The 25366-nt window shown below is 36.0% G+C and carries 23 protein-coding genes; 1 reads left to right on the top strand and 22 read right to left on the bottom strand.

Translation table 11 applies throughout. From position 1 onward, the window contains the following. Positions 1 to 17 precede the first annotated feature (17 nt). Both WMO38_RS12505 and WMO38_RS12500 read right to left on the bottom strand, forming a co-directional pair. Complete coding sequence (locus WMO38_RS12505; protein WP_349162920.1) at positions 18 to 896, bottom strand: hypothetical protein; 879 nt, start codon at positions 894 to 896, stop codon at positions 18 to 20. Then, positions 883 to 3285: a bacterial Ig-like domain-containing protein gene (locus tag WMO38_RS12500; RefSeq protein WP_349162919.1), complete on the bottom strand. Its 2403-nt coding sequence runs from the start codon at positions 3283 to 3285 to the stop codon at positions 883 to 885. Before WMO38_RS12500 ends, WMO38_RS12505 begins: the two co-directional genes overlap by 14 nt. 170 nt (positions 3286 to 3455) lie before the next feature. Between WMO38_RS12500 and WMO38_RS12495 the strand changes: the two genes are divergently transcribed. Continuing rightward, positions 3456 to 3686 carry a helix-turn-helix domain-containing protein gene (locus WMO38_RS12495; RefSeq protein ID WP_349162918.1) on the top strand — a complete coding sequence of 77 codons (231 nt, stop codon included), beginning with the start codon at positions 3456 to 3458 and terminating at the stop codon, positions 3684 to 3686. 310 nt (positions 3687 to 3996) lie between these two features. Here WMO38_RS12495 and WMO38_RS12490 read toward each other — a convergent pair whose 3' ends face one another. The 20 genes from WMO38_RS12490 to sdaAB form a co-directional block, all read right to left on the bottom strand. Continuing rightward, complete coding sequence (locus WMO38_RS12490; RefSeq protein WP_349162917.1) at positions 3997 to 5562, bottom strand: glycoside hydrolase family 25 protein; 1566 nt, start codon at positions 5560 to 5562, stop codon at positions 3997 to 3999. Positions 5563 to 5755: 193 nt separating this feature from the next. Beyond that, positions 5756 to 7102, bottom strand: a complete 1347-nt coding sequence (locus WMO38_RS12485; RefSeq protein WP_349162916.1) for a sensor histidine kinase — start codon at positions 7100 to 7102, stop codon at positions 5756 to 5758. Between the two features lie 2 nt (positions 7103 to 7104). Further along, a complete protein-coding gene (locus WMO38_RS12480) occupies positions 7105 to 7791 on the bottom strand; it encodes a response regulator transcription factor (RefSeq protein ID WP_021865250.1) in 687 nt (228 codons plus the stop codon). 34 nt (positions 7792 to 7825) lie between these two features. Further along, complete coding sequence (locus tag WMO38_RS12475) at positions 7826 to 9646, bottom strand: Na/Pi cotransporter family protein (protein WP_349162915.1); 1821 nt, start codon at positions 9644 to 9646, stop codon at positions 7826 to 7828. Positions 9647 to 9774: 128 nt separating this feature from the next. Next, positions 9775 to 10431: a phosphate signaling complex protein PhoU gene (gene phoU, locus WMO38_RS12470; RefSeq protein ID WP_186837418.1), complete on the bottom strand. Its 657-nt coding sequence runs from the start codon at positions 10429 to 10431 to the stop codon at positions 9775 to 9777. A gap of 120 nt (positions 10432 to 10551) precedes the next feature. Beyond that, a complete protein-coding gene (locus tag WMO38_RS12465; protein ID WP_186837419.1) occupies positions 10552 to 11835 on the bottom strand; it encodes a homoserine dehydrogenase in 1284 nt (427 codons plus the stop codon). An 11-nt stretch (positions 11836 to 11846) separates the two neighbouring features. Then, positions 11847 to 12287, bottom strand: a complete 441-nt coding sequence (locus WMO38_RS12460) for a hypothetical protein (RefSeq protein ID WP_349162914.1) — start codon at positions 12285 to 12287, stop codon at positions 11847 to 11849. Further along, positions 12268 to 13026, bottom strand: a complete 759-nt coding sequence (locus WMO38_RS12455) for a zinc ribbon domain-containing protein (protein WP_349162913.1) — start codon at positions 13024 to 13026, stop codon at positions 12268 to 12270. The genes WMO38_RS12460 and WMO38_RS12455 overlap by 20 nt, the downstream gene beginning before the upstream one ends. Before the next feature lie 5 nt (positions 13027 to 13031). After that, positions 13032 to 13823 (bottom strand): zinc ribbon domain-containing protein, encoded by a 792-nt coding sequence (locus WMO38_RS12450; protein ID WP_349162912.1) that lies wholly within the window; start codon positions 13821 to 13823, stop codon positions 13032 to 13034. Between the two features lie 92 nt (positions 13824 to 13915). After that, a complete protein-coding gene (locus WMO38_RS12445; protein ID WP_349162911.1) occupies positions 13916 to 14287 on the bottom strand; it encodes a heavy-metal-associated domain-containing protein in 372 nt (123 codons plus the stop codon). Between the two features lie 67 nt (positions 14288 to 14354). Further along, positions 14355 to 15356, bottom strand: coding sequence for an SGNH/GDSL hydrolase family protein (locus tag WMO38_RS12440; RefSeq protein ID WP_349162910.1), 1002 nt, complete (start codon positions 15354 to 15356; stop codon positions 14355 to 14357). Positions 15357 to 15392: 36 nt separating this feature from the next. Continuing rightward, positions 15393 to 15968 (bottom strand): histidine phosphatase family protein, encoded by a 576-nt coding sequence (locus WMO38_RS12435; RefSeq protein ID WP_021866263.1) that lies wholly within the window; start codon positions 15966 to 15968, stop codon positions 15393 to 15395. Between the two features lie 48 nt (positions 15969 to 16016). Further along, positions 16017 to 16844: an undecaprenyl-diphosphate phosphatase gene (locus tag WMO38_RS12430; RefSeq protein ID WP_021866264.1), complete on the bottom strand. Its 828-nt coding sequence runs from the start codon at positions 16842 to 16844 to the stop codon at positions 16017 to 16019. 50 nt (positions 16845 to 16894) lie between these two features. After that, the gene (ppk1, locus tag WMO38_RS12425; protein ID WP_349162909.1) at positions 16895 to 19018 is read right to left on the bottom strand and encodes a polyphosphate kinase 1; all 2124 of its coding nucleotides are present in this window, start codon (positions 19016 to 19018) and stop codon (positions 16895 to 16897) included. A gap of 28 nt (positions 19019 to 19046) precedes the next feature. Continuing rightward, the gene (locus WMO38_RS12420) at positions 19047 to 20120 is read right to left on the bottom strand and encodes a 6-phosphofructokinase (protein ID WP_021866266.1); all 1074 of its coding nucleotides are present in this window, start codon (positions 20118 to 20120) and stop codon (positions 19047 to 19049) included. A gap of 143 nt (positions 20121 to 20263) precedes the next feature. Further along, positions 20264 to 21118: a DegV family protein gene (locus WMO38_RS12415; RefSeq protein ID WP_349162908.1), complete on the bottom strand. Its 855-nt coding sequence runs from the start codon at positions 21116 to 21118 to the stop codon at positions 20264 to 20266. Positions 21119 to 21120: 2 nt separating this feature from the next. Further along, positions 21121 to 22389, bottom strand: coding sequence for a peptidase T (pepT, locus tag WMO38_RS12410; RefSeq protein WP_349162907.1), 1269 nt, complete (start codon positions 22387 to 22389; stop codon positions 21121 to 21123). A gap of 58 nt (positions 22390 to 22447) precedes the next feature. Then, positions 22448 to 23602: a DUF4317 domain-containing protein gene (locus WMO38_RS12405; RefSeq protein ID WP_021866269.1), complete on the bottom strand. Its 1155-nt coding sequence runs from the start codon at positions 23600 to 23602 to the stop codon at positions 22448 to 22450. Between the two features lie 139 nt (positions 23603 to 23741). Beyond that, positions 23742 to 24611 (bottom strand): L-serine ammonia-lyase, iron-sulfur-dependent, subunit alpha, encoded by an 870-nt coding sequence (gene sdaAA, locus WMO38_RS12400; RefSeq protein ID WP_349162906.1) that lies wholly within the window; start codon positions 24609 to 24611, stop codon positions 23742 to 23744. A 1-nt stretch (position 24612) separates the two neighbouring features. Beyond that, the gene (sdaAB, locus tag WMO38_RS12395; protein WP_021866271.1) at positions 24613 to 25275 is read right to left on the bottom strand and encodes an L-serine ammonia-lyase, iron-sulfur-dependent subunit beta; all 663 of its coding nucleotides are present in this window, start codon (positions 25273 to 25275) and stop codon (positions 24613 to 24615) included. Positions 25276 to 25366: the final 91 nt, after the last annotated feature.

The following is a 25366-nucleotide window of genomic DNA, read 5'->3' as shown; positions in this document are numbered from 1 at the left end:
TACATTTATATGCTTTTTCACCATCCTTTTCTCTTGTAAATCAGCACACACACCACAGCTATAACAACTGCCACCATTACAGCTATTACAAAAGTTGTAATTGACACGATTTTATTTTTACTGTTTTTATCTGCCAATAAATTAACTTTTTCCTGATTTTCGCTTTTATTATCACTAACACTCTCTGTAATATCTTCAATACTGCTTATGCTGTCTGATTCATATGTTTCTTTTTCATTTAAAGCATTCTGCTGTATGGTGATTTGTTCATCATCTGATAACAAATCACCATCAGAATTATATTCTCTCAAGCCTACAGCATCATCACTGGCTATCACTCCGGCAGATAAATCCGTAAAATATTCAACATTAGAAATATATCTTACAGAAGGTGTAACAGAGCCATCCTGAATAACAATTTTACCTGTCTTTATTACATCTTTAATTCTTTCCAATGTATCTATACTTTCTTTAACATCAAATACCAATGAAAATAAATCTGTACTACCTTTCTTTAAATGTTCTTCAACATCCACATACTGATATTTTACATTGCCATTTTTATTTACATCTATATGAGAAAATCCCATACTTCCGGTTTTCTTTGCAATTTTTTTTACAGTTTCTATCTCAGGTTTTACAACATCCGAATCATAAACAAGTTCAATAATCATAGTCGTTATATCACCTGTAAATTGATCATTATAATTATCTAAAGAAACCGTTATACTCACCTTTTCATTATCCGAATATGATTCCGCATCCGTTGTTATGTTTATATTAACTATCTGCTCTGATTCGGTATAATTTTCCTTCGCATTGATTTTATCTGTAAATCCGAGTATTAATATATTCACAAAGCATATAATTATTATTATTTTTTTATATTGATTCATTATTACTACGTATCTTTTTTCTTTTTGAAACTGTCACAGAAAATATTCCCGCTGAAACCACAAGCATTGCTATTATTACCATAAGTAATGATGTATCACCTGTTTCAACAGAAGAATTTCCATCTTCATTATCAAATATTGTATTATCCGTATCAGAGTCATTGCCAATATTATTATCCTCATTTATGAGTCTATTAATTGTATTTTCAAGATTCTCAAGAGATACAATATCTACCTGTGCCTTTTCAACATCAGATAATTCTTCATACAAATTTCTTAAAGCTTTTATTGAATCGGCATCACTCTTTGTAATTTGCTTATCCAAAAGAACTTTTAATGAACTCTTATACGAATTAACCGCATCCCATGTCTTTACATTAACCTCTAAAGATGTTTCCTTTAAAACTTTATTTCCTGTATATGTAATCACAATCTTCTGTATTCCGGCCTTGCTTAAATCATCACCGGAAATCTTTACAAATTCTGTTATATTTTCTCTCGTTCCATTATTATATACAGCTTCTACTTTTAAACCGTCAGGAACAAACTTTTGACCTTCAAGATATATAGTCTGAGGCATATCTACAATATCTATATCAACAAGTATCTTTGCCTTGACCTCATAAGTAAATGTCTGCTTAACTCCGTCAATAACAACTGTCGCAACTGCATCTCCTACTTTGCTTGTATCAGCTGTAACCATATCATCTATAACTTTGACAATACCTTTGGTTCCATTGTTATATACAACATCTGCTGTTATATCTGATATGTCAAGCTTCATTCCCTCGGTTACACTTTTTCCTTCTGCACCATTAAGCGTGAAAGAGATTGCTTTTTTTGCAATTACATTAACATTAAACTTAGCTGTCAGACCTTCTACTTTAACTATAACATCTATTTTACCAACTTTATCTGTGTTATATATAAGCATATCCTGTGTTACCGCAATATTCTTAACACTTCCGTCGTTATATGTAATATCTGCAGACATTTTTTCTGTGTTGATTTCATTTCCCTCAAGAACATTTACTTCGTCAACTCCATTAAGCTTAACTGACTGTGGTAACTTTTCAACCACATTAATCGTAAATGAAGTTGTCATATTTCCATAAGTTACAGTTACAATCTTTTTTCCAACTGTTGTAAAATCAACTTTGCTGCACATATCCGACGTTACATTGATTAATTCACTCGTATTGTTATTATACATTGCTGTTATTTTTGCTCCTGTAACATCAAGTGTTCTATTACCTACAACATAATTAACAACATCTGGTTCTGCATTTATACTAATGCTTTCCAATGATTTTTGCTCTACAGTAATATCAAATGTTTTTGTTATATTTCCAATCTTAACCTGAACTGTTGCAATTCCGACTTTATCTTTATTATAAGTAATCATATCTTTTGTTAATTTTATATTTTCAGACGTACCATCATCATATATAACATCAGCTGACATATCTGTAATATCTAAGTCGGTTCCTTCTATAATTTTCTTATTATCAACACCACTTAATTCAAAATCAATCATCTGTTTATCTACAACTTCAATTTCAAATACAGATGTTTTTCCATCATAATTTACTGTAACTGTTTTCTTGCCAGGTGTGGATAAATCAACATCACTACACATATCTGATGTTAAATCTAACTGTTCTGTTGTTCCATTTGTATAATGAACCTTTATTTTTCCTCCTGTTACATTTAATGCACTACTACCTGTAAAATAAGTTGTTTTTACAGGCTTTTCTAACACTTCAATTTCTGATACTTCTTTTGCTATTACATTAACAGTTGCTGGTGTAGAATTAACAGTATATGCGTATTTGTCTCCCTTAGGAAGCTTAAAATTTTTCAATATAAGCCTGCTATCATCTACATCAAAAGATACCGTACTGTTCTCCTTTACATCATCCTTTACCTTCAAAGTAAAACTATATATATCTGATGTTGCATTATTCCCTGATTGTTTATATATTCTCTTAACAACATCTTCATCATCTGGATCATAAGATACTGCTGATTTTACCTTTTTTTCTAATGCGTAATAATTAATTCCTACATTATTTACCAGTCCTCCCTCTTTTGACACAAACTCAAATATATCTGTATCAATAGGAACTGCCACCTGATACTCGGAAATGAGAGGATTTGTGTCTCCTTCAATACTTGACTTAAAACTATCAATTGAAACAGTTACCTTAACCTCTTCTCCCGGTCTTAACTCTGCCTTATCAGTTTTAACGGAAAGAGTAACATCTGGTTTTGAATCATCTGAATTTGCTTTAACAAATGAAATCCCCAGACTATTACATAATCCAACAATAAGAACAAGTGATAAAAATAATGCTAATATTTTCTTTTTAAATATTCTCTTAGACATAATTTTCCTCCTATCTTATATTTTACTTAAAATACTTTTTGCACCTATATAGGTGCAAATTCATCTTACTACTTACGCATAATAAAGTCAATTGCTAATTTGATGAGTATTTTTATAAATTTACCATTTTATTGTCAGCAAATTATGAAAGGCTTAGTGTGAGGAATTTTATGGATGAAAAATATGAACAAAATTTTGGAAAAAACATACGTCAAATAAGAAAAAAGAAAAAACTAACACAGGAACAACTCGCTGCACAACTGCAAATTAATGGATGTGATATAACTCGAAGTGCACTTGCAAAAATTGAAGTTGGACAACGCCATTTATATCCGGATGAAATACGTACTCTTAAAGAAATATTAGATGTAACTTTTGATGATATTTTTTACTTTGATTAACTAACTCTACAATAATTTAAAGGACTGATGTTCAATAGACACTTTCATCCATTGAACATCAGTCCTTTAATTGCTTTTTCTTCAGTTTTCTCACCGCCTTCACCACAAATAACAAAAGGCTCCCGCAGGAGCCTTTCTGACTATGGGCTTCTCAAGTTTCCATAGTGCAATCACTAGGTATAGTATATTCTTTTCAAATAAATTCACCAAGAAAAATATACCTATTTTAGTTTATGTAAATTTCACTAATATAATTCATCTATTGTATTAAATATACATAAGTTTCTGTTTCATAACTTTTTATCCCTACTTATTCCACAGAATTCTTTCGTTCCCTGTTTTCAGCTCCTGCCGTCGTTCCGGATGATGATTCCTCCGATGCTTTTGTTGTGGGATTCTCACCTGTTCCGGTCTCGCCCTCTGTCGGTTTTTCTGTCGGCTTTTCAGTCTCTTCCTCTTTCTTTAATACAGTAAGAGTAACCTTCCTGCTTGTATAACCTTCTTTCGGATCAATGAAACTATACTCTATTGTATACACGCCAGGTGTCACATTAGCGTCTTCAATAGAAACTTCATCACCATTGGCATTTTTTATTACATAATCCAAATCTTCATCATAACCTATAGAGTTCGTTGCCTTAACACCGTTCCATATGTCAAAAGCACCTTCCGATTCTGTAACAGTCACATTATCTGACGGAACTTCTATCTTAGGTTTCTGAAGCCCGTTTACCTGATAATTTGCATATCCGAAAAATGCGATATTCATATCTACATAACCATCAATGCCGTCTACAGTATTAGTTACGCCGTACTGCCACATATCAAAGTGATAGTCAAAGTTCGGAAGCACATCGCCATACTGCCAGCGTCTTGATGTATAGTAATAATCGCCAAGGTATGCAGCCATCCATACTTTATACTTATTAGAAATCTGTGCACCATTAAATGCATCATACCAGCGGTATTTATTAGAATATACCATTGGTTTATAACCTGAAGCTGCTATTACATCACAGAATGTCTCACATACTTTTGTAATAGTATCATAGCTGCCATCGCCATATGCTAATTCCCAGTCAAATGCAACCGGATATGTAATCTGATATCCTCTTATAAGATTTACACAGAAACTTGCCTCCCTGTATGCAGTCTCAACGTCTCTTGCTCCTGAATAAAAATATATGCCGACCTGAATTCCATTAGCCAGAGCACCCTGGATATTCTGCTGGAATTTTCTATCTTCATAAAGTCCGTCGTCACCGCCGCCGCACTTTATCATGGCAAATGTAATTCCTGAATTGGCAACCCTTGTCCAGTCAATATCACCCTGCCATCTTGATACATCTATACCATGAACAAGCTGTCCGACTTCATATATCTGATCAGACTTTGGTGCTTCTGGAGCAGGCGGATCTTCTATAACTTCGTCTTCATTACGCTCTGGTTCAGTCGAATTATCATCAACTATTTCCAATTCTTCAATTGGAATAATCTCAATATCGCCTGATTCAATCATATCTGTAATCTGTTCTTCGTTCATATCCTGAGGTGCAACTTCCTCTTCTGTATGCTCTTCTGTTTGCTCTTCCGTTACTTCCTCAGTGTGCTCAGTTGTTGTTTCTGTAACAACCGCCTTTAATGTAGCAGGTTCAGTCTCTGTAGGAACTGTCTCTGCAACAACAATCTGTCTGTTATTATTTGCGTGATTAACGTAAACCGCCGTTGCAACTGTTCCTGTAGTTCCAACAGTAACGACGCAGCCCGCTATTATACATGCCTTCGCATGTGTGACCGCCATAATTTTACAAAATCCCGTAAATTTCTTTCCTGTAAGTGCCAGCTTACTTACTGCCTGTGCCAGCCAATTTTTCAAAATAAAACCTCTTTTCCCCTCAGCAGAAACCTGCATATATAGCAATAATCTGCATTAGCATATAATTATTTTACAGTTAGTATATTTTATATACTCGCTATATCTGACATACTACACCATAAATCCGCTTAATTCAAGGGTTTTTTCACATTTAATACAATTTTGGATAATATTATACATATTTATACAATTATTAATTAAATACAACTCTTATAGTTGTACCCTTACCGACTTCACTCTCAAGTTTCAGTTCAGCATTAGGATGTTTTGCAACAATATGCTTTACAATAGCAAGGCCAAGACCTGTTCCGCCTGTTGATTTTGAACGGCTCTTATCAACTCTGTAGAAACGTTCAAATATGCGTTCCTGATGTTCTTTCGGAATTCCTATTCCGTTATCCTTAACTTCAACAAATGTTTTACCATTATCTTCATCAACCGTAACTTCAACTTTTCCACCTGGATTATTATATCTTATAGCATTATCGCAAAGATTATATATAAGTTCGTCCATCATCTGTCTGTTTGCCTTAACTGTCCGGTTGCTTCCTTTAATTGAAAGAGTCACATTATGTTTATCCGCACTCATCTGAAGCATATCAACACAGCTTTCTGCAATTTCATACAGATTAACATTCTCAAATATATCCTCTCTTACCGTAACATCAAGTTCTGATAATCTTATTATATCATTGATAAGTGTGAGAAGCCTGTTAGAGCTTTTATGTATTTCTGCTGCAAAACGGACAACATCACCATCGCTTGCCATACCACTCTCTATAAGCTCAGAATATCCCGAAATTGAAGTCAGCGGAGTCTTTAACTCATGTGATACATTTGCAGTAAATTCCTGTCTCATATTGGCATTTCGCATAATGTCTTCATGTTGTTTTCTGATTGTAGTCACAAAAGGAACAAGCTCCTTATAAACTTTTATAGAATCCGAGGCATCAAGATTTCCCGCAAGTCTCTCTATCGGTCCTACTATGCTCTTAGTAAGGAAATTTGATAAAATCACACACAAAATAAACAAATTCACACAGAGAACAAGCATAACAGGAACCGCCTTTGCTATAACACTCGTAAGACTGCTCACTTCCTTTGAAACACGCAAAACACAGCCATTATCAAGCCTTACCGCATAATAAAAAGCACTTTTCCCCATTGTCTCTGATTTTCTTATTGCCTCACCACTGCCATCTTCAAATGCTTTCGCAATCTCTGGACGCTTCCTGTGATTTTCCATATAACCGACATCTGCATTTGTATCATATAAAGCTTTTCCTGATGCATCCACAAACGTTATACGAAGATGTGAATTATTATTTTGTAATGCCGATTCCATACTGTTGTTATCGGGGTCAGTCACTATCTTCCATGCATCAGAATCAACCATCAAATCAGTATATGTCTTTAAATCTCCGACGACTTCCTTTTTTATAAGTTCATAAAACACAACACTTGATATTGCTACAGTTGCAATTATTGCGAGCAGTGTAAGAAGCATATATTGAATATTAATTCTTTTTTTTAAACCCATAATCAGCCTCTGTCATCTACATCAAGGTAATATCCTACATTTCTTACTGTTTTAATATAACACCCTACAACGCCCAGCTTTTGTCTGAGTGTCTTAATATGGACATCCAAAGTACGCGACTCACCCTCATAATCTAAACTCCAAACTTTTTCCATAAGATTATCTCTTGAAAGAACAATTCCCTGATTTATTGCAAGATACCTAAGAAGTTCATACTCCTTAAAGGTAAGCTCTACCGGCTTATCATCCACATATGCAACATGCTTTTCATCATCTATAAAAAGCAGGCCTATTCTTATAAACTTTTCTTCTTCCATTCCACCCACACGGCGGAGAAGTGCCTTGACTCTTGATATAAGCTCCATTACACCAAATGGTTTTGTAAGATAATCGTCAGCTCCCATATCAAGCCCTTTTACTTTATCTATCTCTGTAGTTTTGGCTGTGACAAGTATTACTGGAACTCTTCTTGTCTCCGGTGTGGCACGCATTTTTGTAAGAATCTGAAGCCCATCCTCATCAGGGAGCATAATATCAAGAAGAATAAGGTCAGGTATACGCTCAATCACTTGCTTATGAAATTCCTTTCCACTTGCACACTCTACAATCTGATGTCCTGCATTCTTCAATGCAAAGCTTTCTATTTCGCTAATATTCTTATCATCTTCAACTACATATATGAGTGCCATAACTCCTCCATTCCGCATACCTGCCAATTAATCATCAAGCTTTGACTGCTGCAGGCTGCATATCATTTTCAGTAAATTTTCTTGTCTCAGGTAACTTATATTTTTCCTTATATAAAGCATACTGTTTTCTGAATTGCTCATTATCTTCACGTTTCATGATTCCAAGATACTCATGTGTCTCAAAACCTTCCTGCTTTATCTCAATTATGCATACACCGATATTAGAGCAATGGTCTGCTATTCTTTCATAATTAGTAATTATGTCCGAATGTACAAAACCAAGTTCAATTGTACATTTGCCTTCTCTGAGCCTTCGTATGTGACGTGCTTTTAATTCCATATTCAAATCATCTATAACTTCTTCAAGCGGCTCAACTTTTGTCGCTTCATTGATATCTTCTGCCTTAAAAGCATCAAAAGCTATATTTACAATATCTCTTACTGCCTCTGTAAAAATTCTTAGTTCAAGTGCCGCTTTTTCTGAAAAATGCATGTTTTTATCAAACATTTCCCTTGCTGCATTTACAAGATTGCATGCATGATCTGATATTCTCTCAAAATTTCCTATGCAATGCAGAAGCATGTTAAGCGTCTCTGAATCCTGCTCTGTCAAATCACGGCTGCTTAATTTCATAAGATATGTCCCAAGTACATCTTCATATTTATCAACACGTTCTTCTATATCACAGACATCACCGGCTTTTTCTTCACTAAAATCTGAAAACAAATCTAGTGATTTAAACAATGCTTCTCTTGACAAATCAGCCATATTATTAGTTACCATTCTGCAATGTTCCATCGCAAGGCTTGTCTTATCAAGAAAACGCTCATCAAGAAGGTCAAAATCCATGTTGGCATCAATTGTTTCTTCTCTTTCCTTATCATCCCTGACCGAAAGACATGCAAGTTTCTCAAGTCCCTTGCCAAACGGTAAAAGAATTATTGTTGCAAATATATTAAATACACTGTGAATCGTTGCAATTCCTACAGGTGTAGCTCCCTGTGACAAAAATTCAAAATGTATAAATGCATTAATAAGATAAAACAGACACATAAAAACAAGTGTACCAATTATATTGAAATAAAGATGAACAAGTGCTGCCCTCTTTGCATTTTTCTTAGCTCCGATAGCTGAAATCATCGCTGTGACACATGTACCGATATTCTGACCCATAATAATAGGAAGTGCTGTTGCAAATGTAACGCTTCCTGTTGCACACAAAGCCTGAAGAATACCGACAGAAGCCGATGAGCTCTGGATTATTGCTGTAAGTACAAGTCCCGCAAGCATACCAAGCACTGGATTTGAAAACATGGTAAGTATATGTGTAAATTCCGGCACATCTGCGAGCGGTTTTACAGCCGAACTCATTGCTTCCATTCCATACATAAGAATTGCAAAACCTACAAGTATTTTTCCGATGTCATGCTTTTTTTCTTTTTTACAGAACATAATCATAATAACACCGATAATTGCAAGAATCGGAGAAAATGACATTGGTTTCAACATGTTTATAAAAAAACTGTCCCCTTGTATTCCTGTAAGACTTAACAGCCATGATGTAGCTGTTGTACCAATATTGGCACCCATAATAATTCCGACTGCCTGATGCAGCTTCATTATTCCGGAATTAACAAAACCAACAACCATAACTGTTGTTGCAGATGATGACTGGATAACGGCAGTAACTCCGGCTCCGAGAAGCACACCCTTAATCGGATTTGAAGTAAGCTTTTCAAGAATTGACTCGAGCTTTCCTCCCGATGTCTTAGAAAGTCCCTCACCAAGCAGATTCATTCCATACAGGAAAAGTGCCAGACCGCCAATCAATGCTATTGCATTAAAAATACTCATATGTTTCCTCCATACAGGTGAAAATCACCTTAAATGCTTTACTTATTTTTTACATTTTGGAGTATAATTCAGCCATCTGAAATCCATATCAAATTTATGTAAAATCTATGTAAAATTTCATATGGATTTTACTTTCCTTTTTCTCCGGGATGAGTTCCGGTTATTGAAAATATTACCCATTCAGAAATATTGGTTGCATGGTCTCCTATCCTTTCAAGATATTTTGCAACCATCAGCAAATCTGTTGCCTGCTCCCCAACATCGACATTTTCATGAATCATCTGTACAAGCTCTGTTTTTACTTTTGAAAACAGGTCATCCACAACATCATCTCTTTTAATTACAGAGTCTGCCTCTTCGATATCTTTATTTACAAATGCTTCAATGCTCTTTACAAGCATAATCATTGTCTCTTTTGCCATCTGCTGTATGTGTTCAAGCTTTTTAATATATGATTTATCTGCAAGTGCAATTGTTATCTCAGAAATATCTGTCGCATGGTCACCTATTCTCTCCATATCAGTAACCATCTTTAATGCAGACGATATAAGCCGTAAATCTTTTGCAACAGGCTGCTGCTGTAAAAGGAGTTTCAGACACAAATCCTCAATCTGTCTTTCCTGCTGGTCAATTTCATCATCAGACTCAATAACCCGGTTTGCAAGTTCAACATCCTGATTTACCATTGCTTTGACTGCTGTCTCAATTGACTTTTCAATCATGCTGCCCATCTCAATAAGCTCATTATTAAGTCTTACAAGTTCCCTGTCAAATCTGTTTCTCATAATAAATCTCCATTCCATTATATATGACTGTGCATATACTAACAATGGAATGTAAAATCTACTATCATGTTTTTGTAAAATACACGTAAATTATGAAAAAGCGACAGGAATCTATATGAATTAATGAACCCTGATTACACCTGCAATTTCTGATATGACAGACATTCCTTCAAATATTGCCATTGCATCATTAAAATTCTTTTCTTCAACTTCATCGGTTATAATTACAAGTTCTGCAACACCGCTGTTTCTTCTCTTCTGCACAACCTGTGCTATACTTACATCATTGTTGCCAAGTACGCTCGCAATGTTGGCAAGAACACCCGTTTTATCCTTAGCTTTAATTCTTAAAAAGAACTTACTCTTTGTCTCCTCAATTTTCTTAACGTATAACTTTTTATAACAGCTGCATCCGATTCTTCCGCAGCAATCACATACAATATCTCTCATAACATCGATTATGTCACCCATAACAGCACTTGCTGTTGGCATCTCGCCGGCTCCGCGTCCCATAAACATAGCATCGTCCATCGCATCACCATGTACAAATACGGCATTAAATGCATCTTTAACTGTTGCAAGAGGATGATTTTCATCTATAAGCATAGGATGAACTTTCACCTCTATCTGACCGTCTACATTTCTTGCAACACCCAGAAGTTTGATTACATATCCGAATTCTTTTGCATATCTTATATCATCAGCGGAAATTTTTGTGATTCCCTCTGTATACACCTGTGAAAATGTCACTCTTGAATTAAATGCTATTGATGCCATGATTGCAATCTTTCTTCCGGCATCATAACCTTCTACATCAGCCGTTGGGTCTGCCTCTGCATAGCCAAGTTCTGTGGCTTCTGCAAGTGCATCTGCATAATCCATTCCTTTTTCTGTCATCTTCGTAAGAATATAATTAGTCGTTCCGTTGACAATTCCCATAACTTCAGTTATATGATTGCCCGCCATGCTCTGTTTTAATGGGCGAATAATCGGAATTGCACCTGCTACAGCCGCTTCAAACTGAAGGTCATTACCTGATTTTTCAGCCGCAGACATAACCTCTTCCCCATATTCAGCAAGTAAATCCTTATTAGCTGTAACTACCTGCTTTCCGGCATTTAATGCTTCGATAACATATTTTTTTGCCGGTGTAATTCCACCCATAAGTTCAACTATAATATCTATTTCAGGATCATTTATTATTGAATTCCAGTCATCCGTAAGAATCTCTGACGGTATTCCCTTACGCTCTTTATTTACATTTCTTACAAGCATCTTTTTAATGACAAGTCTGGCACCTGTCTTGTGAAAAATGTCTTCCTCCATTGCCTGTGCGAGTTTGTATACACCGCCTCCGACTGTTCCTGCTCCCAAAATTGCCGCATTAATAACTCTGTTTTCCATTATCTTCTCCTTTAATTAATTCCATACACTTCTTTTATTGAAACAAGTGCATCAATAAAAATCCTTCCTGTTATTTTTTCCTCATTTTTCTTGAATTTATCAAGCATTTCTTCTGCCTTTGTCATTTCATTATTTTTTATGTACATTTTATAGTCAACTGCAGCATTATAACAATCCGAAAATGCATAATAATTTTCTTCTTCTTTAGTTATTTTTCTTCCCACACCCTTGTTGTACTCTATCTTGTCAGTCAACATTCCGTATTCATTATCTATAAAGCACTGGAAAAGTGTTTCTTCGCTATAACCTTTCTGCCGTCCGGTAATTCTGAACACATCCTCCATGATATTTGATGTGAGTGGAATAATAACAAGAACTGCTATAACCGTAACGGCAATCATTAATTTTACCTGAAGCGGTCTTTTGCTTTTTTTAATTTTTTTGTTCATCATCAAACATCCTCCTTGAAAGAAGCGTTATAATATCTGTCTGTGATTTTTCTGGCAAACCTGTTATATCATCATCCGTAAAATTACAGTATGCTTTTAAAAACATATATATCTTATCTGTTATGTCATCAATATATGGAACTGACTCTTCAGCCCTGTTTCTGTATCTGCTGGTGTTATTTATTATGTCTTCTGCATTTCTTATTGCCCTTGACGCATTTGACAGTGCAGTCTCTGTATAATACGAATTTTCCTGTCCCGGGTCATACAACGAACAGATGCTTACTCTCAAATCCCTGTAATAATATGCCATATTATAAAAATCTGACCAGCCATATCTCTCACTGCTGTCAAGAGTACGCTCGGCATCTCTGTCTAAAAGATAAAGTCCCGTATAATTTTCATCATCGAGCATCTTATTAAGCTGTAACTGTATCATTTTGTTATTTTTTTTATTTTCTTTTCTGTTAATGGCATGAGCCAGGTCATATCCGCCAAGTGCCTGATTCCAGACTATAGCGGCCGCTATCGCTATTATAGCTATAACCATGGCAGTAATCGGTGCCATATATTTTACAAACCACTTGCTATTGCTTACTACCTGTTTTCTTGTTTTATTAAACTTACTGTCATAATTTTCCATGTCTGAGACATGTTTGGCATTTTCCTCATTAAGCGAACCACAATTTGGACAATATTTCTGGTTTAATTGTATCGGTGCCCCACATTTACTACATTTCATATACCTTAACGCTCCTGATAATTTTTATAATATTTATCTTCGTAATCTTTTCCTGCTTTGTAATCATAATAACCATCAGGGTAAAGTGATATCATAAAGGAGTCTATTTCTTCCTGTGTAATTCCTGCTTTATTTTCCAGAAAATCATATGCCGATTCGACCCATCCGTCTACAATCTTTTTTTCATCGTCACTGCATGCAAGATAATATCTGCCCATATAGTCTGATTTAATATTTTTTGAAAAATAAACCAAATCCAGCGACCTTCTGAAACCAGAATCAAATTCATATTCGCTCAGCATATCATTTTTATTATATATATCATTCACACCCCTGTAGTAACTGCCATACAATGTTATAAACGAATAATGATTCCATTTCCGGATAACACTGCTGTTCCCCTTATAACCATCTACCAATTCACTTACAGTATTGTAATCAGCTTTTGCATAAGCTTCATCCAGCTTAGAAACATTATTGTTATACCACTCAATTGACTGGTGAATCTTTTTTCGCTCTGCCGAAGAATTATTATCAGCCCGGTACCTCATAAATCCCCAAAAAATCCCAATTAAAACAGCTGCCGCAATACATATAATTATGATTGCGGCACTCTTTAATACACTTGAAAAAACATATTTATTAGCCTCATCATCCAGATTATCCATCTGCGAATTCATCTTATAAAGATTATTCATATATTCAGCTTCTGAAGCATCATACTGCATAGCATTACAATATGGACATGATGTGGCTTTATCATCAATTTCAGCCCCACAATTTCTACATACCATCATATACGGTCTCCTCATATTTCATATTAAAACCTTAAAATAATTGTATCATATATAACCGATATAAAAAAGGGGAACATTTTCATTTGTTAGTATTAATCATTTACTGTTTCTATCTTTGTAACTTTAAAATCAAGAAATTCTATTGCATTTCTGATTTTGTCATCTGAAATTTCAGTGCTGTACTCAACAACTGCCATTTTCTTTTTAAGGAAGACATGACATGCAACACCATCATATTTATTTATCGCGTTCTCTATACTGTTCTTACAATTGTTGCAATGCATTCCCTCAATATAAACATGCTTTTCGCCTATCTTTGGCTCAATAAGCTTCTTATCCTGCGATGGTACACTGTCCGAACCGCCGCCACAGCATCCACCTTCACCCTTGAAATGTTTCTTTGACGAAATCACTGCTGCAGCAACAATAACAATTAAAACTGCTATTATAATAATAGTACCCATATTTTCCTCATTTCTACGGACAAAGTATCATATATCCGGTTAGTATATTCTAACCCGAATAATATCACTAAAACTCCTCAAATACAAGCGGCTTTTTCACATATTTTTCTATATCAATCCCATCTGGATTTTTAAGCATGCCTTTTAAGCCGTCAAGCTGACTGCTGTCTGATTCTTTTATAAGCTTTACAAGCCCCTGTGTTATAAGCATTGCTCCATATTTATTAAAATGAGTATCTTCTGATACTGTTTCTTTCTTCTGCATTTCACTGTTAAAATCGTCAGGCCATATACCTTTATTACAACCCTTTTTTATAGAAGTTATCCAGTGAATTTTTTCTCTTCCGATTTGTTTATAAAGCCCGCATGAATATGCAAATAAATCAATCACCGGAACTTTTGCCTCTTCTCCTAACTGCTTCATTGCTCTTATATACGCAAAATTATTGCCGCCATGAAGCCCTGCTCCGTCTTTTATATTGCCATTTGCATCATATACTGTTCTTGCAGGAGCTGTCACAAATACAGGAACTGCACCTTTTTCTCTTGCCATATCGACAAATTGTTTTAAAAACCAAAGATACGTTCCCTTTGAACCGTCTGCTGAATATGGATAATATGTATCATGCGGATAGCTTTCAAGAATTTTGTATACACTATCTAAAACAGCCTGCTTATCCTTAACATTTTCATCTTTTCTTAATGCATCAATATATTCAGGCGGTATATAATCCTTGGGCATGGCCTCACCCGGTATAATAGGAAATCGTCCGTCACTGTCAGGCTCTCCGAGTGGTGTCAGCCTGTTAAACATTGTCTTATATTCTTTACTTGCATCATCATTGTGACAGAACTCTATTAACAAATAATCACCTGCACTGATATTTTTTTCAATATTATCAAATCTGCCCTCGTTAATAAAAAGCCTTGAACTTCTGCCACCTTTTGCATCGTTTACAACTTCAACACCATCTTTTATAAAAAATGGCAGAAACTGTCCCCAGCCTGCAATAAATTCTTCTTTTTCGTAATTCTGGACTATCGAGTCGCCCGCAAGATATATCTTCATGTTAATTTTACTCCTGTAATTAATATACCGGTCGCCTTATATAAGCTTCATCAACTTACAATTCTTAATTCCGGCTTTCCAGAAATTTTCAAGCGGTTCATTCTTAATCTGGCATACTATGCTTGAATTCATGGCACCATGGCCTACTATAAGCACATCTTTGCCATCTTCAAGCTGCGGTCTTACAGCCTGCTCCAGAAATTCGCCTGTTCTTGCAAACAACTGCTCAAAACTTTCTCCATTTTCAACCGGAATATAATTTACCGGGTCTTTAAATAATACATTTATAGGACAATCCGGTATTTCAAATGAATTTTCTATTCCTTCATATGTTCCAAAACACATTTCCATAATTCTGTCATCATAGATAATCGGAATATTTCTGGCGGAAAGAAATATCTGTGCCGTCTCTTTTGCACGTATCAGAGGAGAGCAGAAACATATATCAAAGTGTATATCTTTATATTCTTCTGCCGCCGCAGCTGCCATTTTACGTCCTTCATCATTCAATGGTATATCTGTCCGCCCCTGTATTTTATGTTTTTCATTCCAATCTGTCTTTCCGTGCCTCATAATATAAAGACTTCCGTGTTTTTCATTTGCCAGTGTCATACAAAGCCATTCCTTTATAAAATATGTTAAAACTATTAAGTTCCAAATTTATCTGAGTATTAAAAGTACAAGTATGCCAAGTACAATTCTGTACCAGCCAAATACTTTGAAATCATGCTTCTTGATATATGACATAAGAAACTTAATTACAAATACCGAAACAATAAATGCAACCAGTGTACCGATAACCAGAATAACAAGCTCGCTTCCAGTCATTGCAACGCCTGCTGCAATATATTTAATTACTTTAAGAAGACTGGCACCGAACATTACAGGTACAGCAAGGAAAAAAGTAAATTCTGCTGCTGTTGCCCTGGAAACACCGATAAGTAATGCACCAATGATTGTTGCACCTGAACGAGATGTTCCCGGAAATACTGCTGCAAGAACCTGAAATAAACCAATTATCACAGCGGCTTTGTAAGTAATCTGTCCGATATTTCTTATTGAAGGCTTTTTGCCTTTCATTATTGTTTCAACAACTATAAATAAAACACCTACAACTATAAGTGCAATTGCAACCGGTACGGGATGATAAAAAAGTTCATCAATCTTGTCATCAAAAAGCACACCTATTATTGCCGCCGGAATTACTGCAACAATAATTTTGAGCCACATACTAAGTGCACCATCTTTCCATGCCGGTTTCTCATTTTTCATATGAAATGGCCACAGCTTATTCCAGAAAAGAACAACAACCGCCATAATAGCACCAAGCTGAATTACAACTTCAAACATTTTATAAAAATCAGCCGAAACATTAAGGTGAACAAACTGGTCCACAAGAATCATATGACCTGTGCTGCTTATAGGAAGCCACTCTGTTATACCTTCAACAATTCCGAAAAGAACTGCCTTTAAAATTTCAATTAACATAAATCCTCATTTCTTTGACATACAATGTCTCTTTTATTATTTAATTAATTTTAACGTGCCGCAAAATATTCCTGAGAATTAATGCGTAAGCCTTCTGATGCCTGTTCCCATTCTTCATCAGTAAAATCTTTAATATCCGCAATAGTTCTGTGGACATAATTGCCGTCAGAACAGAGCTGGCGTGCTTTTACCGTGTCACATTCCATAATATGGAACATATTTCTTATTCTGGTTTTTATGCTGTCATCATAGATAGGAGCCGCTATTTCAACACGTCTCTCCATATTTCTTGTCATAAAATCAGCTGACGAAATGTAAATATTATCCCTGTCAGGTGTTCCGAATATATATACTCTTGAATGTTCCAGATACCTTCCTACTATACTTATAACTGAAATATTCTCTGTATGTCCTTTAACACCCGGAATAAGACAACATATACCTCTTACTATCATTTCAACTCTTACGCCTGCTTTTGAACACTCGATTAATTTATCAATAATCTCTTTATCTGTCAATGAATTAATCTTTGCTCCCACATATGCTTTGCCGCCGTTTCTGGCAATTTCAATCTCTTTATCCATATAATTAAGGATTTTGCTCTTCATGCATTTTGGTGCAACTAAAAGATAATTAGTTTCATCAACAAACTCTCCCATGCAGAGCTTTGTAAATACATATGCAGCTTCCATTCCTATCTGTTTATTTGCTGTAATAATCGAAAGATCCGTATATAGCTTTGATGTCTTTTCGTTATAATTACCTGTTCCAATCTGTGTTACATATTTTATCTGTCCTTCTTCGCGGTATGTTATAAGACAGAGTTTAGAATGTACTTTTGTATAATCCAGTCCATAGATAATTCTACAGCCTGCATCTTCAAGTCTTCTCGACCATTCAATATTATTTTCTTCATCAAATCTTGCTCTCAATTCAACAAGAACAACAACTTCCTTACCGTTTTCTGCAGCACTTATAAGAGATTCTACAATCTGTGAATTTTTCGCAACACGATAAAGTGTCATCTTTATTGAAACAACTTTTTCGTCTTCTCCGGCTTCCTGTAACATCCTTATAAATGGCTGCATTGACTCATATGGATAACTTATAAATCTGTCTGCCTCTTCAACCTGCGAAATAACCGGCTTACCTGATACATACCATGATGGATTCTTCTGAATATGTCTCTCATAAAAAAGATTCTTATTATTTCTCAATGCATCCTGAAGTCCAAACACAAATGACAATTCAAGCGGAGATTCTGAATAATATATCTGCTCATGATTAAGATTAAGCTCTTTACAAAGATTATGTATGATTTTCTCATCAAGTACACGCGAATATTCCATTTTTACAGGACAAAGCTTTTTTCTCTGGCGGATAAGCTTCTCCATCATATCACGGTAATCTGTATCTTCATCATCAACAGCTTCATCAACATCAATATCTGCATTCCTTATTATTCTTATTAAAGACTTGCTCTTAATCTGATATTTTTCAAATATTATCGGCATAAAATGAAGAATAAGCTCTTCTACAAGCATATATTTATTCCTTTCAGACGGAATTGAAATAAGTCTTTTTAAAATTCCGTTACTGCATGGAACAAGCCCCACTTTTTCGTTACTTTTTGAACCAAGAAGAGCCACCGCATATATTTCCTTATTCTTAATAAACGGGAACGGCTGTTTTTTTCCGACAACCTGCGGTGATAATATAGGCATAATCTGCTCTTTGAAATAATTTTCAAGATAAACGGCATCCTCATATTCAATGTCACTAAAATTTAAAAGTTCAACGCCATACTCTTTTAATTCATCCATAAGATGACGATACGTATGATCTTTTTTTCTTGTCAGGTCTCTTGCTGCCTTAAAAATATGACTGAGCTGCTCCCCAGCTGTCATATTTGTCTTACTCTCACGTTTTGTCTCTGAAAAAAGCATCTGGTCATGTAATGAACCTACACGCACCATAAAAAATTCGTCCAGGTTACTCTGGAAAATAGATGCAAATGATAATCTTTCACAGAGCGGGACATCCTTATCACTCGCTTCATCGAGAACACGCTCATTAAATTTGAGCCATGAAAGTTCACGATTTTCATAGCAAGGTGTCTTCTCCCTGTACTTTGGAATCTCCTCTTTTTTATTTTTCGCTATATTACCACCCATATCTTAATACTCCCTATCTCAATATTTATCATTCCCCAAGACATATTCCCAGCTGTCTTGCCTGTGTTATTAACTCATTGCCGGGGTCAACCATTTTGGTCTTTCCGGCGACATCGCAAAGTGATATTTTTACTATTTTATTATCCTTTACACCTACCATATAACCATATTCATGATTTAAAATAAGTTCTGCTGCCCTGACACCAAGTCTTGTTGCAAGAACACGGTCATATGCAACCGGCTGTCCGCCTCTCTGTACATGACCCGGAACCGTAACTCTTACTTCCTGACCTGTCTTTTCTTCAATAGCAGCACCTATTCTGTATGCTGTACTTGCATAATTTTCCTGTTTTCTTAACAACTTTAACTCTTTCTTGCTCATTGCAGCTTCTTCTTTAGATATTGCTCCTTCTGCGGCTGCAATAATCGTAAATCTCTTACCGCTTGCAGTACGTTTTGCAATTGCCTGTGATATTGCCTCAATTGAATAAGGTATCTCAGGAATAAGAATTATGTCTGCACCGCCGGCTATACCTGCATGAAGTGTAAGCCAGCCTGTTTTGTGCCCCATAAGTTCAACAATAAAAACTCTGCTGTGTGATGCTGCTGTTGTATGTATACAATCAATCGCATTTGTTGCTATATCGACAGCTGACTGGAATCCAAAGCTTATCTCAGTCTCAGCAAGATCATTATCAATTGTCTTTGGAAGAGTAAGAACATTCAGTCCTTTTTCTCTTAAAAGATTAGCAGTCTTGTGTGAACCATTGCCACCAAGAACAACCAGACAGTCAAGATTCAATTTTTTATATGTATCAATCATTCTCTCTATTTTATCAGAACCATCCTCAAGCGGAACACCGATATATTTAAAAGGCATTCTTGAACTTCCAAGGATTGTTCCGCCAATGTTTAAAATTCCTGAAAAATCATCATTTTTTAACAACCTGTATTCACCATAAATAAGACCTTTATAACCATCCGTAAATCCATATATCTCAACTTCACTGCACTGGTTAAAAAGGCTCTTTGCAACGCCTCTCATAGCCGCATTAAGTGCCTGGCAATCCCCTCCGCTGGTAAGCATTCCTACTCTCAACATAATCATTCCGCCTTTCCTGATATTTGCGGTAGTACATTCTTTTAATCGTACTGTAATCATTTTATTAAATGAATGTAAAATCCACTATCATATTTATGTAAAATTCATGTAAAATATTTTTACATTTTATGTCACAAAAAACATTAGTTTTTTCCGTCTATAAATAAAACTCCAAGCGTTCCCGGTCCACAGTGTGATGAAATAACACCACCTGCACACGTTTCAATAATCTCATCAAACCTGTTAAGACTTTTAAGATACTCTTTCACATTGTCAACGATTTCTTTATCACACCCTGAATGTGTAATAAATACTCTGTCTTTTTTGGCTGCCATTAAATCTGCTTCCATATCTTTTACATAATCCATAACAACTTTGCTGATTTTTCCGCGGTATTTTTTTCCGGGACTCATCTTTCCTTGTGCTACTCCGATTCTCGGATGAAGCTTCAACACACCACCTGCCATTGCTGCAAGTCCGCTACACCTTCCACCCCTGTAGAGATATACAAGAGTATCAACCACAAAGCTTGCTCTTACTTTCGGTTTTATCTGTTCTATATATGATACAATCTCATCTGCATTCATTCCATGCTGTGCCATAATTGCTGCTTCCACAACCTGATGTCCTATTCCTGTTGAAAGATTTGCTGAATCAATTACTTTTATTTTATCCTCTGCATTAAGCTCCTGTGCTGCAAGTCTCATAACATTTGCCGAAGTTGACATATCTTCTGATATTGCAAATGCAACTATATCATATCCTTTTTCAATACATGGTTTAAAAGTTTCAATAACACTTTCCATTGATGGTGCAGAAGTTTTTGGTGTTGTCTTGTTGGCATCAGACCATGCAAAAATCTCATCCGGCGTAATATTAACTCCGTCTTCATATTCATTATCACCCATTAAGACATGCAGCGGCACAATATCAATATTGTATCTGTCAACAATTTCTTTTGATAAATCACATGTGCTGTCCGATATAATCTTTACCATACCTATTCTCCTCTTTTTGCAAGCTTTATTAATAATTCCGTTATTTTTTCCATTGATTGTATACAACAATACTCATACCTTCCATGATAGTTGTGTCCACCCGTGCATATATTCGGGCAAGGCACTCCCATGTATGAAAGTCTTGCACCATCAGTACCGCCTCTTATTGGATTGATTTTTGGCACAATTCCAAGCTCTTCCATTGCATTCTTTGCATCTTCAATAAGAAACATTGCATCCTCAAGCTTTTCTTTCATATTATAATATTGGTCTTTTATCACATATGACGCTGTACCTTCACCATATTCCATATTGATTGACTCTGTTGCTTTTTTTATAATATCTTTTTTCTTTTCAAATAAATCCCTGTCATGGTCACGCAGAATATATTTTAAAACTGCATGTTCAACGCTCCCCTGCATATCAGTAAGATGATAAAATCCCTCATAACCGCTTGTATATTCCGGTCTTTCATTTTCAGGAATCTGTGCATCAAATTCTATTGCAAGACGTGATGCGTTGACCATCTTGTCTTTTGCCTCACCCGGATGCACACTCTGTCCAGTAAGTTCAATTACAGCCGATGCAGCATTAAAATTTTCATATTCGAGTTCACCAATTCCGCCTCCGTCTACTGTATAAGCATATTTTGCACCGAAACGCTTAACGTCAAAGTGGTCCATTCCTCCGCCGACTTCCTCATCAGGTGTAAATGCTATATATATGTCAGGGTGCTTAATCTGCGGATTATCAAGAAAATATTCCGCCATTGCCATAATCTCTGCAACGCCTGCTTTATCATCTGCTCCAAGAAGTGTTTTACCATCAGTTGTAACCAAATCTTTTCCAATATAATCTTTTAATTCCGGAAAAACTGCCGGCGAAAGTACATATTTTCTGTCATTTTCTTCACCTAAGAAAATATCTTTGCCATCATAATTTTTTACAATCTTTGGATTAACGCCTTCACCGCTCACCTCAGGAGAAGTATCCATATGAGAAATAAATCCTATACCTGTGGTTTCTGGTACGCATGTACTGTCTGCATTGCCTGTATAATTTGTTTTCTCTGTATTTGCGGGTATTTTTGCATATACATAACAATATTTTTCATCAAAATAAACATCAGATACTCCCATATTTTTGAGTTCTTCTACAAGCATTCCCGCCAGATTGAACTGTTTTTTTGTACTTGGAAATGTCTCTGATAACTCATCAGACTGTGTATCAACTTTTACATATCTTAAAAACTTTTCTGTCACACTTTCCATAACTGCTCTCCTTTTCCAAACAGATTATATTGCATAATCACTTTTATTGTTCCACGGATTAGTATGTATCATTCATTATAACTTCGCCTGTATTAGGATTAACAGTAATTCCATTGACTTCAAGATGTTCATCAATCTGTATTACAAGGCATTGACGGCCTTCAATCATCATTGTTTCCACTAAATCTGTTCTCTCAGGATTAACTTTAATTACAACATCAGGTGTTTTTACTTCAAATTTACGTGTCTCGGCAACATTTGCTGCAAGAAGCTTTCCGTTTTCTCCAGCTGTCTGTTCAAAGTGTTCTTCAAAAGTTTCAAGCTTTTCATCACTTACACCGCTCTTTTCAAGAAGCTGTCTCGCACTTGTCTTATCAAGCACAGCCGGCTCAGGATTTCCTTTATTTTCTGCTATCATTTCATTGAGATTTTCATGAATATTTTTAACAGTCTCATAATCGCAGTCTTCTCCCAGTGTCTCTGTCACAAGTGTCTGGAATGTCTCTTTCTGGTCTCCGGCAGGAAGCGGAATTTCACAACCTAAAACTGTCTCCAAAAACATCTGCGGAAAATCGTTAGCATTTTTTGTATAAAATAAAAGTTTATCCCCATCCTCGCTTCTGTCATTAAACGCAGGAAAAAGAAAGCCAATATCAGGTACATCGACCATATGGAACTGCTCCTGATTATGAAATTCATGGCTTTCTTCAACATATCCAAGTCCAGGCTTTGAAAGTGTTACCGGACAGATGCTGCAAAGTATATAATTATATACTTCATCCGATGCATCTTCCATATCAATTCCGTCACTTGTTTTTCCCGGAATATCATATACCTGATGTATTAAAAGTATAAGATAGTTACCCGGATAATAATAATTCTGTATTACCTTGTCATAAAATTCATCAAGCACAGATTCATCTTTTAATTCACTGTCACGCACCTTATAAAGTGCATCCCTTATTCCCCCATCAGCGTATGAATCCATTGTAAACTGCATATCCAAGAGATTCTTGCCCGGTGTTCCTGACAGTGTTTTCTTGAAAATATCAAAATACTTATGCTTTTCTTCTTCGGGAAGATTCAAAAATATTTCGTTAATTTTTGTAACTTTATTTTTTTCTCCGTCAACATAACATCCGCTCATTCTTGCAATTGCACAGTCTTCAAGTGTATACTGTGATTTTATTTCATTTATTTCTTTTCTTGTCATCTTTAATCTCCATATTATTCAGGTTCAAAATGCAGTCACTGCCAAAATGCTTTGTATCATATACATTTTTACAATCACGACATAATATTTATTAAATTATAACTTTTTTAAGGAGATTAAGCAATAATATTAAACTGCTCTAATTTAATCTTTCTTTTATTTTAAGTGCTGAAGGTGTAACTGCAAGTCCGCCCTCGCCCGTCTCTTTAAGGCATGCCGGAAGTTCATTTCCTATCCGTCTCATACTGTCTATAACCTCGTCAGGAGTAATTGCACTTCTTATTCCTGCCATTGCCATCTGTGCCGAAGAAATGGCATTTACAGCACCGGCGGAGTTTCTCTTAATACACGGAACTTCAACAAGACCGCAGACAGGATCACATGTCAGACCAAGCATGTTTTTTAATGCAAATGCCATCGCATGTGAAATACACTCTGCATCGCCTCCCTCAAGATATGCAAGTCCTGCCGCTGCCATTGCACTCGCAGAACCGATTTCAGCCTGACATCCACCGGATGCTCCCGCTATGCTCGCATTTTCTGCTATGACTGCTCCAACCCCTGCCGACACAAACATTGCTTTTACCATTTTATCTTCAGGCACATTAAAACATTCCTCATAGGCAAGAAAAACGGCCGGTATTACGCCGCATGAGCCTGCTGTAGGTGCTGCAACTATCCTTTTCATACACGCATTAGATTCACCCATTTTTATCGCTTTTTCCATAGCAAGTCCCATAAACGGACCACAAAGATTTTTTCCATCTTTATTATATTTTCTCATCTTTTCACCATCGCCGCCTGAAAGACCGCTCGGTGACTTCAGTGTCTTATCATACTCGGCATCAGCTCTCTTCATTGCCCTGTACATATCACGCATTGTCGCAAATGAAGCATCCTCCGCAGCCATCCTCTCAGATGCATCTGCACGTAGTATCACCTGCCAGAATGACATATTATTTTCATTGCATAAATCCACTATATCTTCAATCGAATGATAACTAATCATATTAATCCTCCAGACTAAGGTATGTTACCTTGACTACTCCCTCGGCTTTCTCAAGCCATTTTATGCCTTCCTGTGGTACTTCCTGGTCACACTCGACAACCATAACAGCTTCTCCACCCCTGTTTGAACGGTAAAGCTGCATTGCTGCAATATTGACTGACTTATGTGCAAGCATTGATGTTACTTCGCTTACATGTCCAGGCTGATCTATGTTATGAACAACAAGTGTCGGATAATCTCCCGAAAAGTTTGTATCAATTCCATCAATTTTTGCAATATTGATTCTTGAACCTCCTATAGATTCACCTACTACTTCAAGTTTTCTTCCTGTAACTCCCGTAAGTCGAAGCTGTGCCGTGTTAGGATGTGCTTCTTTTAAATCTGATACGCCAAACGTCACTTGCATGCCACGTTCCTTTGCAATATTCAGACTGTCAGGAATTCTGTTATCATCAGGTTTCATTCCCATAAGTCCTGCCACAAGTGCCATATTTGTTCCATGTCCTTTTCCTGTTGCAAGAAATGAACCATACAGAAGAATCTCTGCCTCTGCAATCTCCTCTCCCATAAGTTTTCTAGCTATATACCCGATTTTTACAGCCCCTGCGGTATGCGAGCTTGATGGACCTACCATTACCGGCCCTATAATATCAAAAATATTCATATCTTTGCCTCATTTCTTCATAACACTTAATAACAAAAGAAACAAAGGCACCTATACCCACAGATACAAGCACCTTTGCTTCATAAAATAA

Source organism: Lachnospira hominis (ex Hitch et al. 2025), assembly GCF_040096395.1.
In the GTDB taxonomy this organism is placed as follows: Bacteria; Bacillota; Clostridia; order Lachnospirales; family Lachnospiraceae; genus Lachnospira; species Lachnospira hominis.
This window is presented reverse-complemented; position numbering and strand designations above follow the sequence as displayed.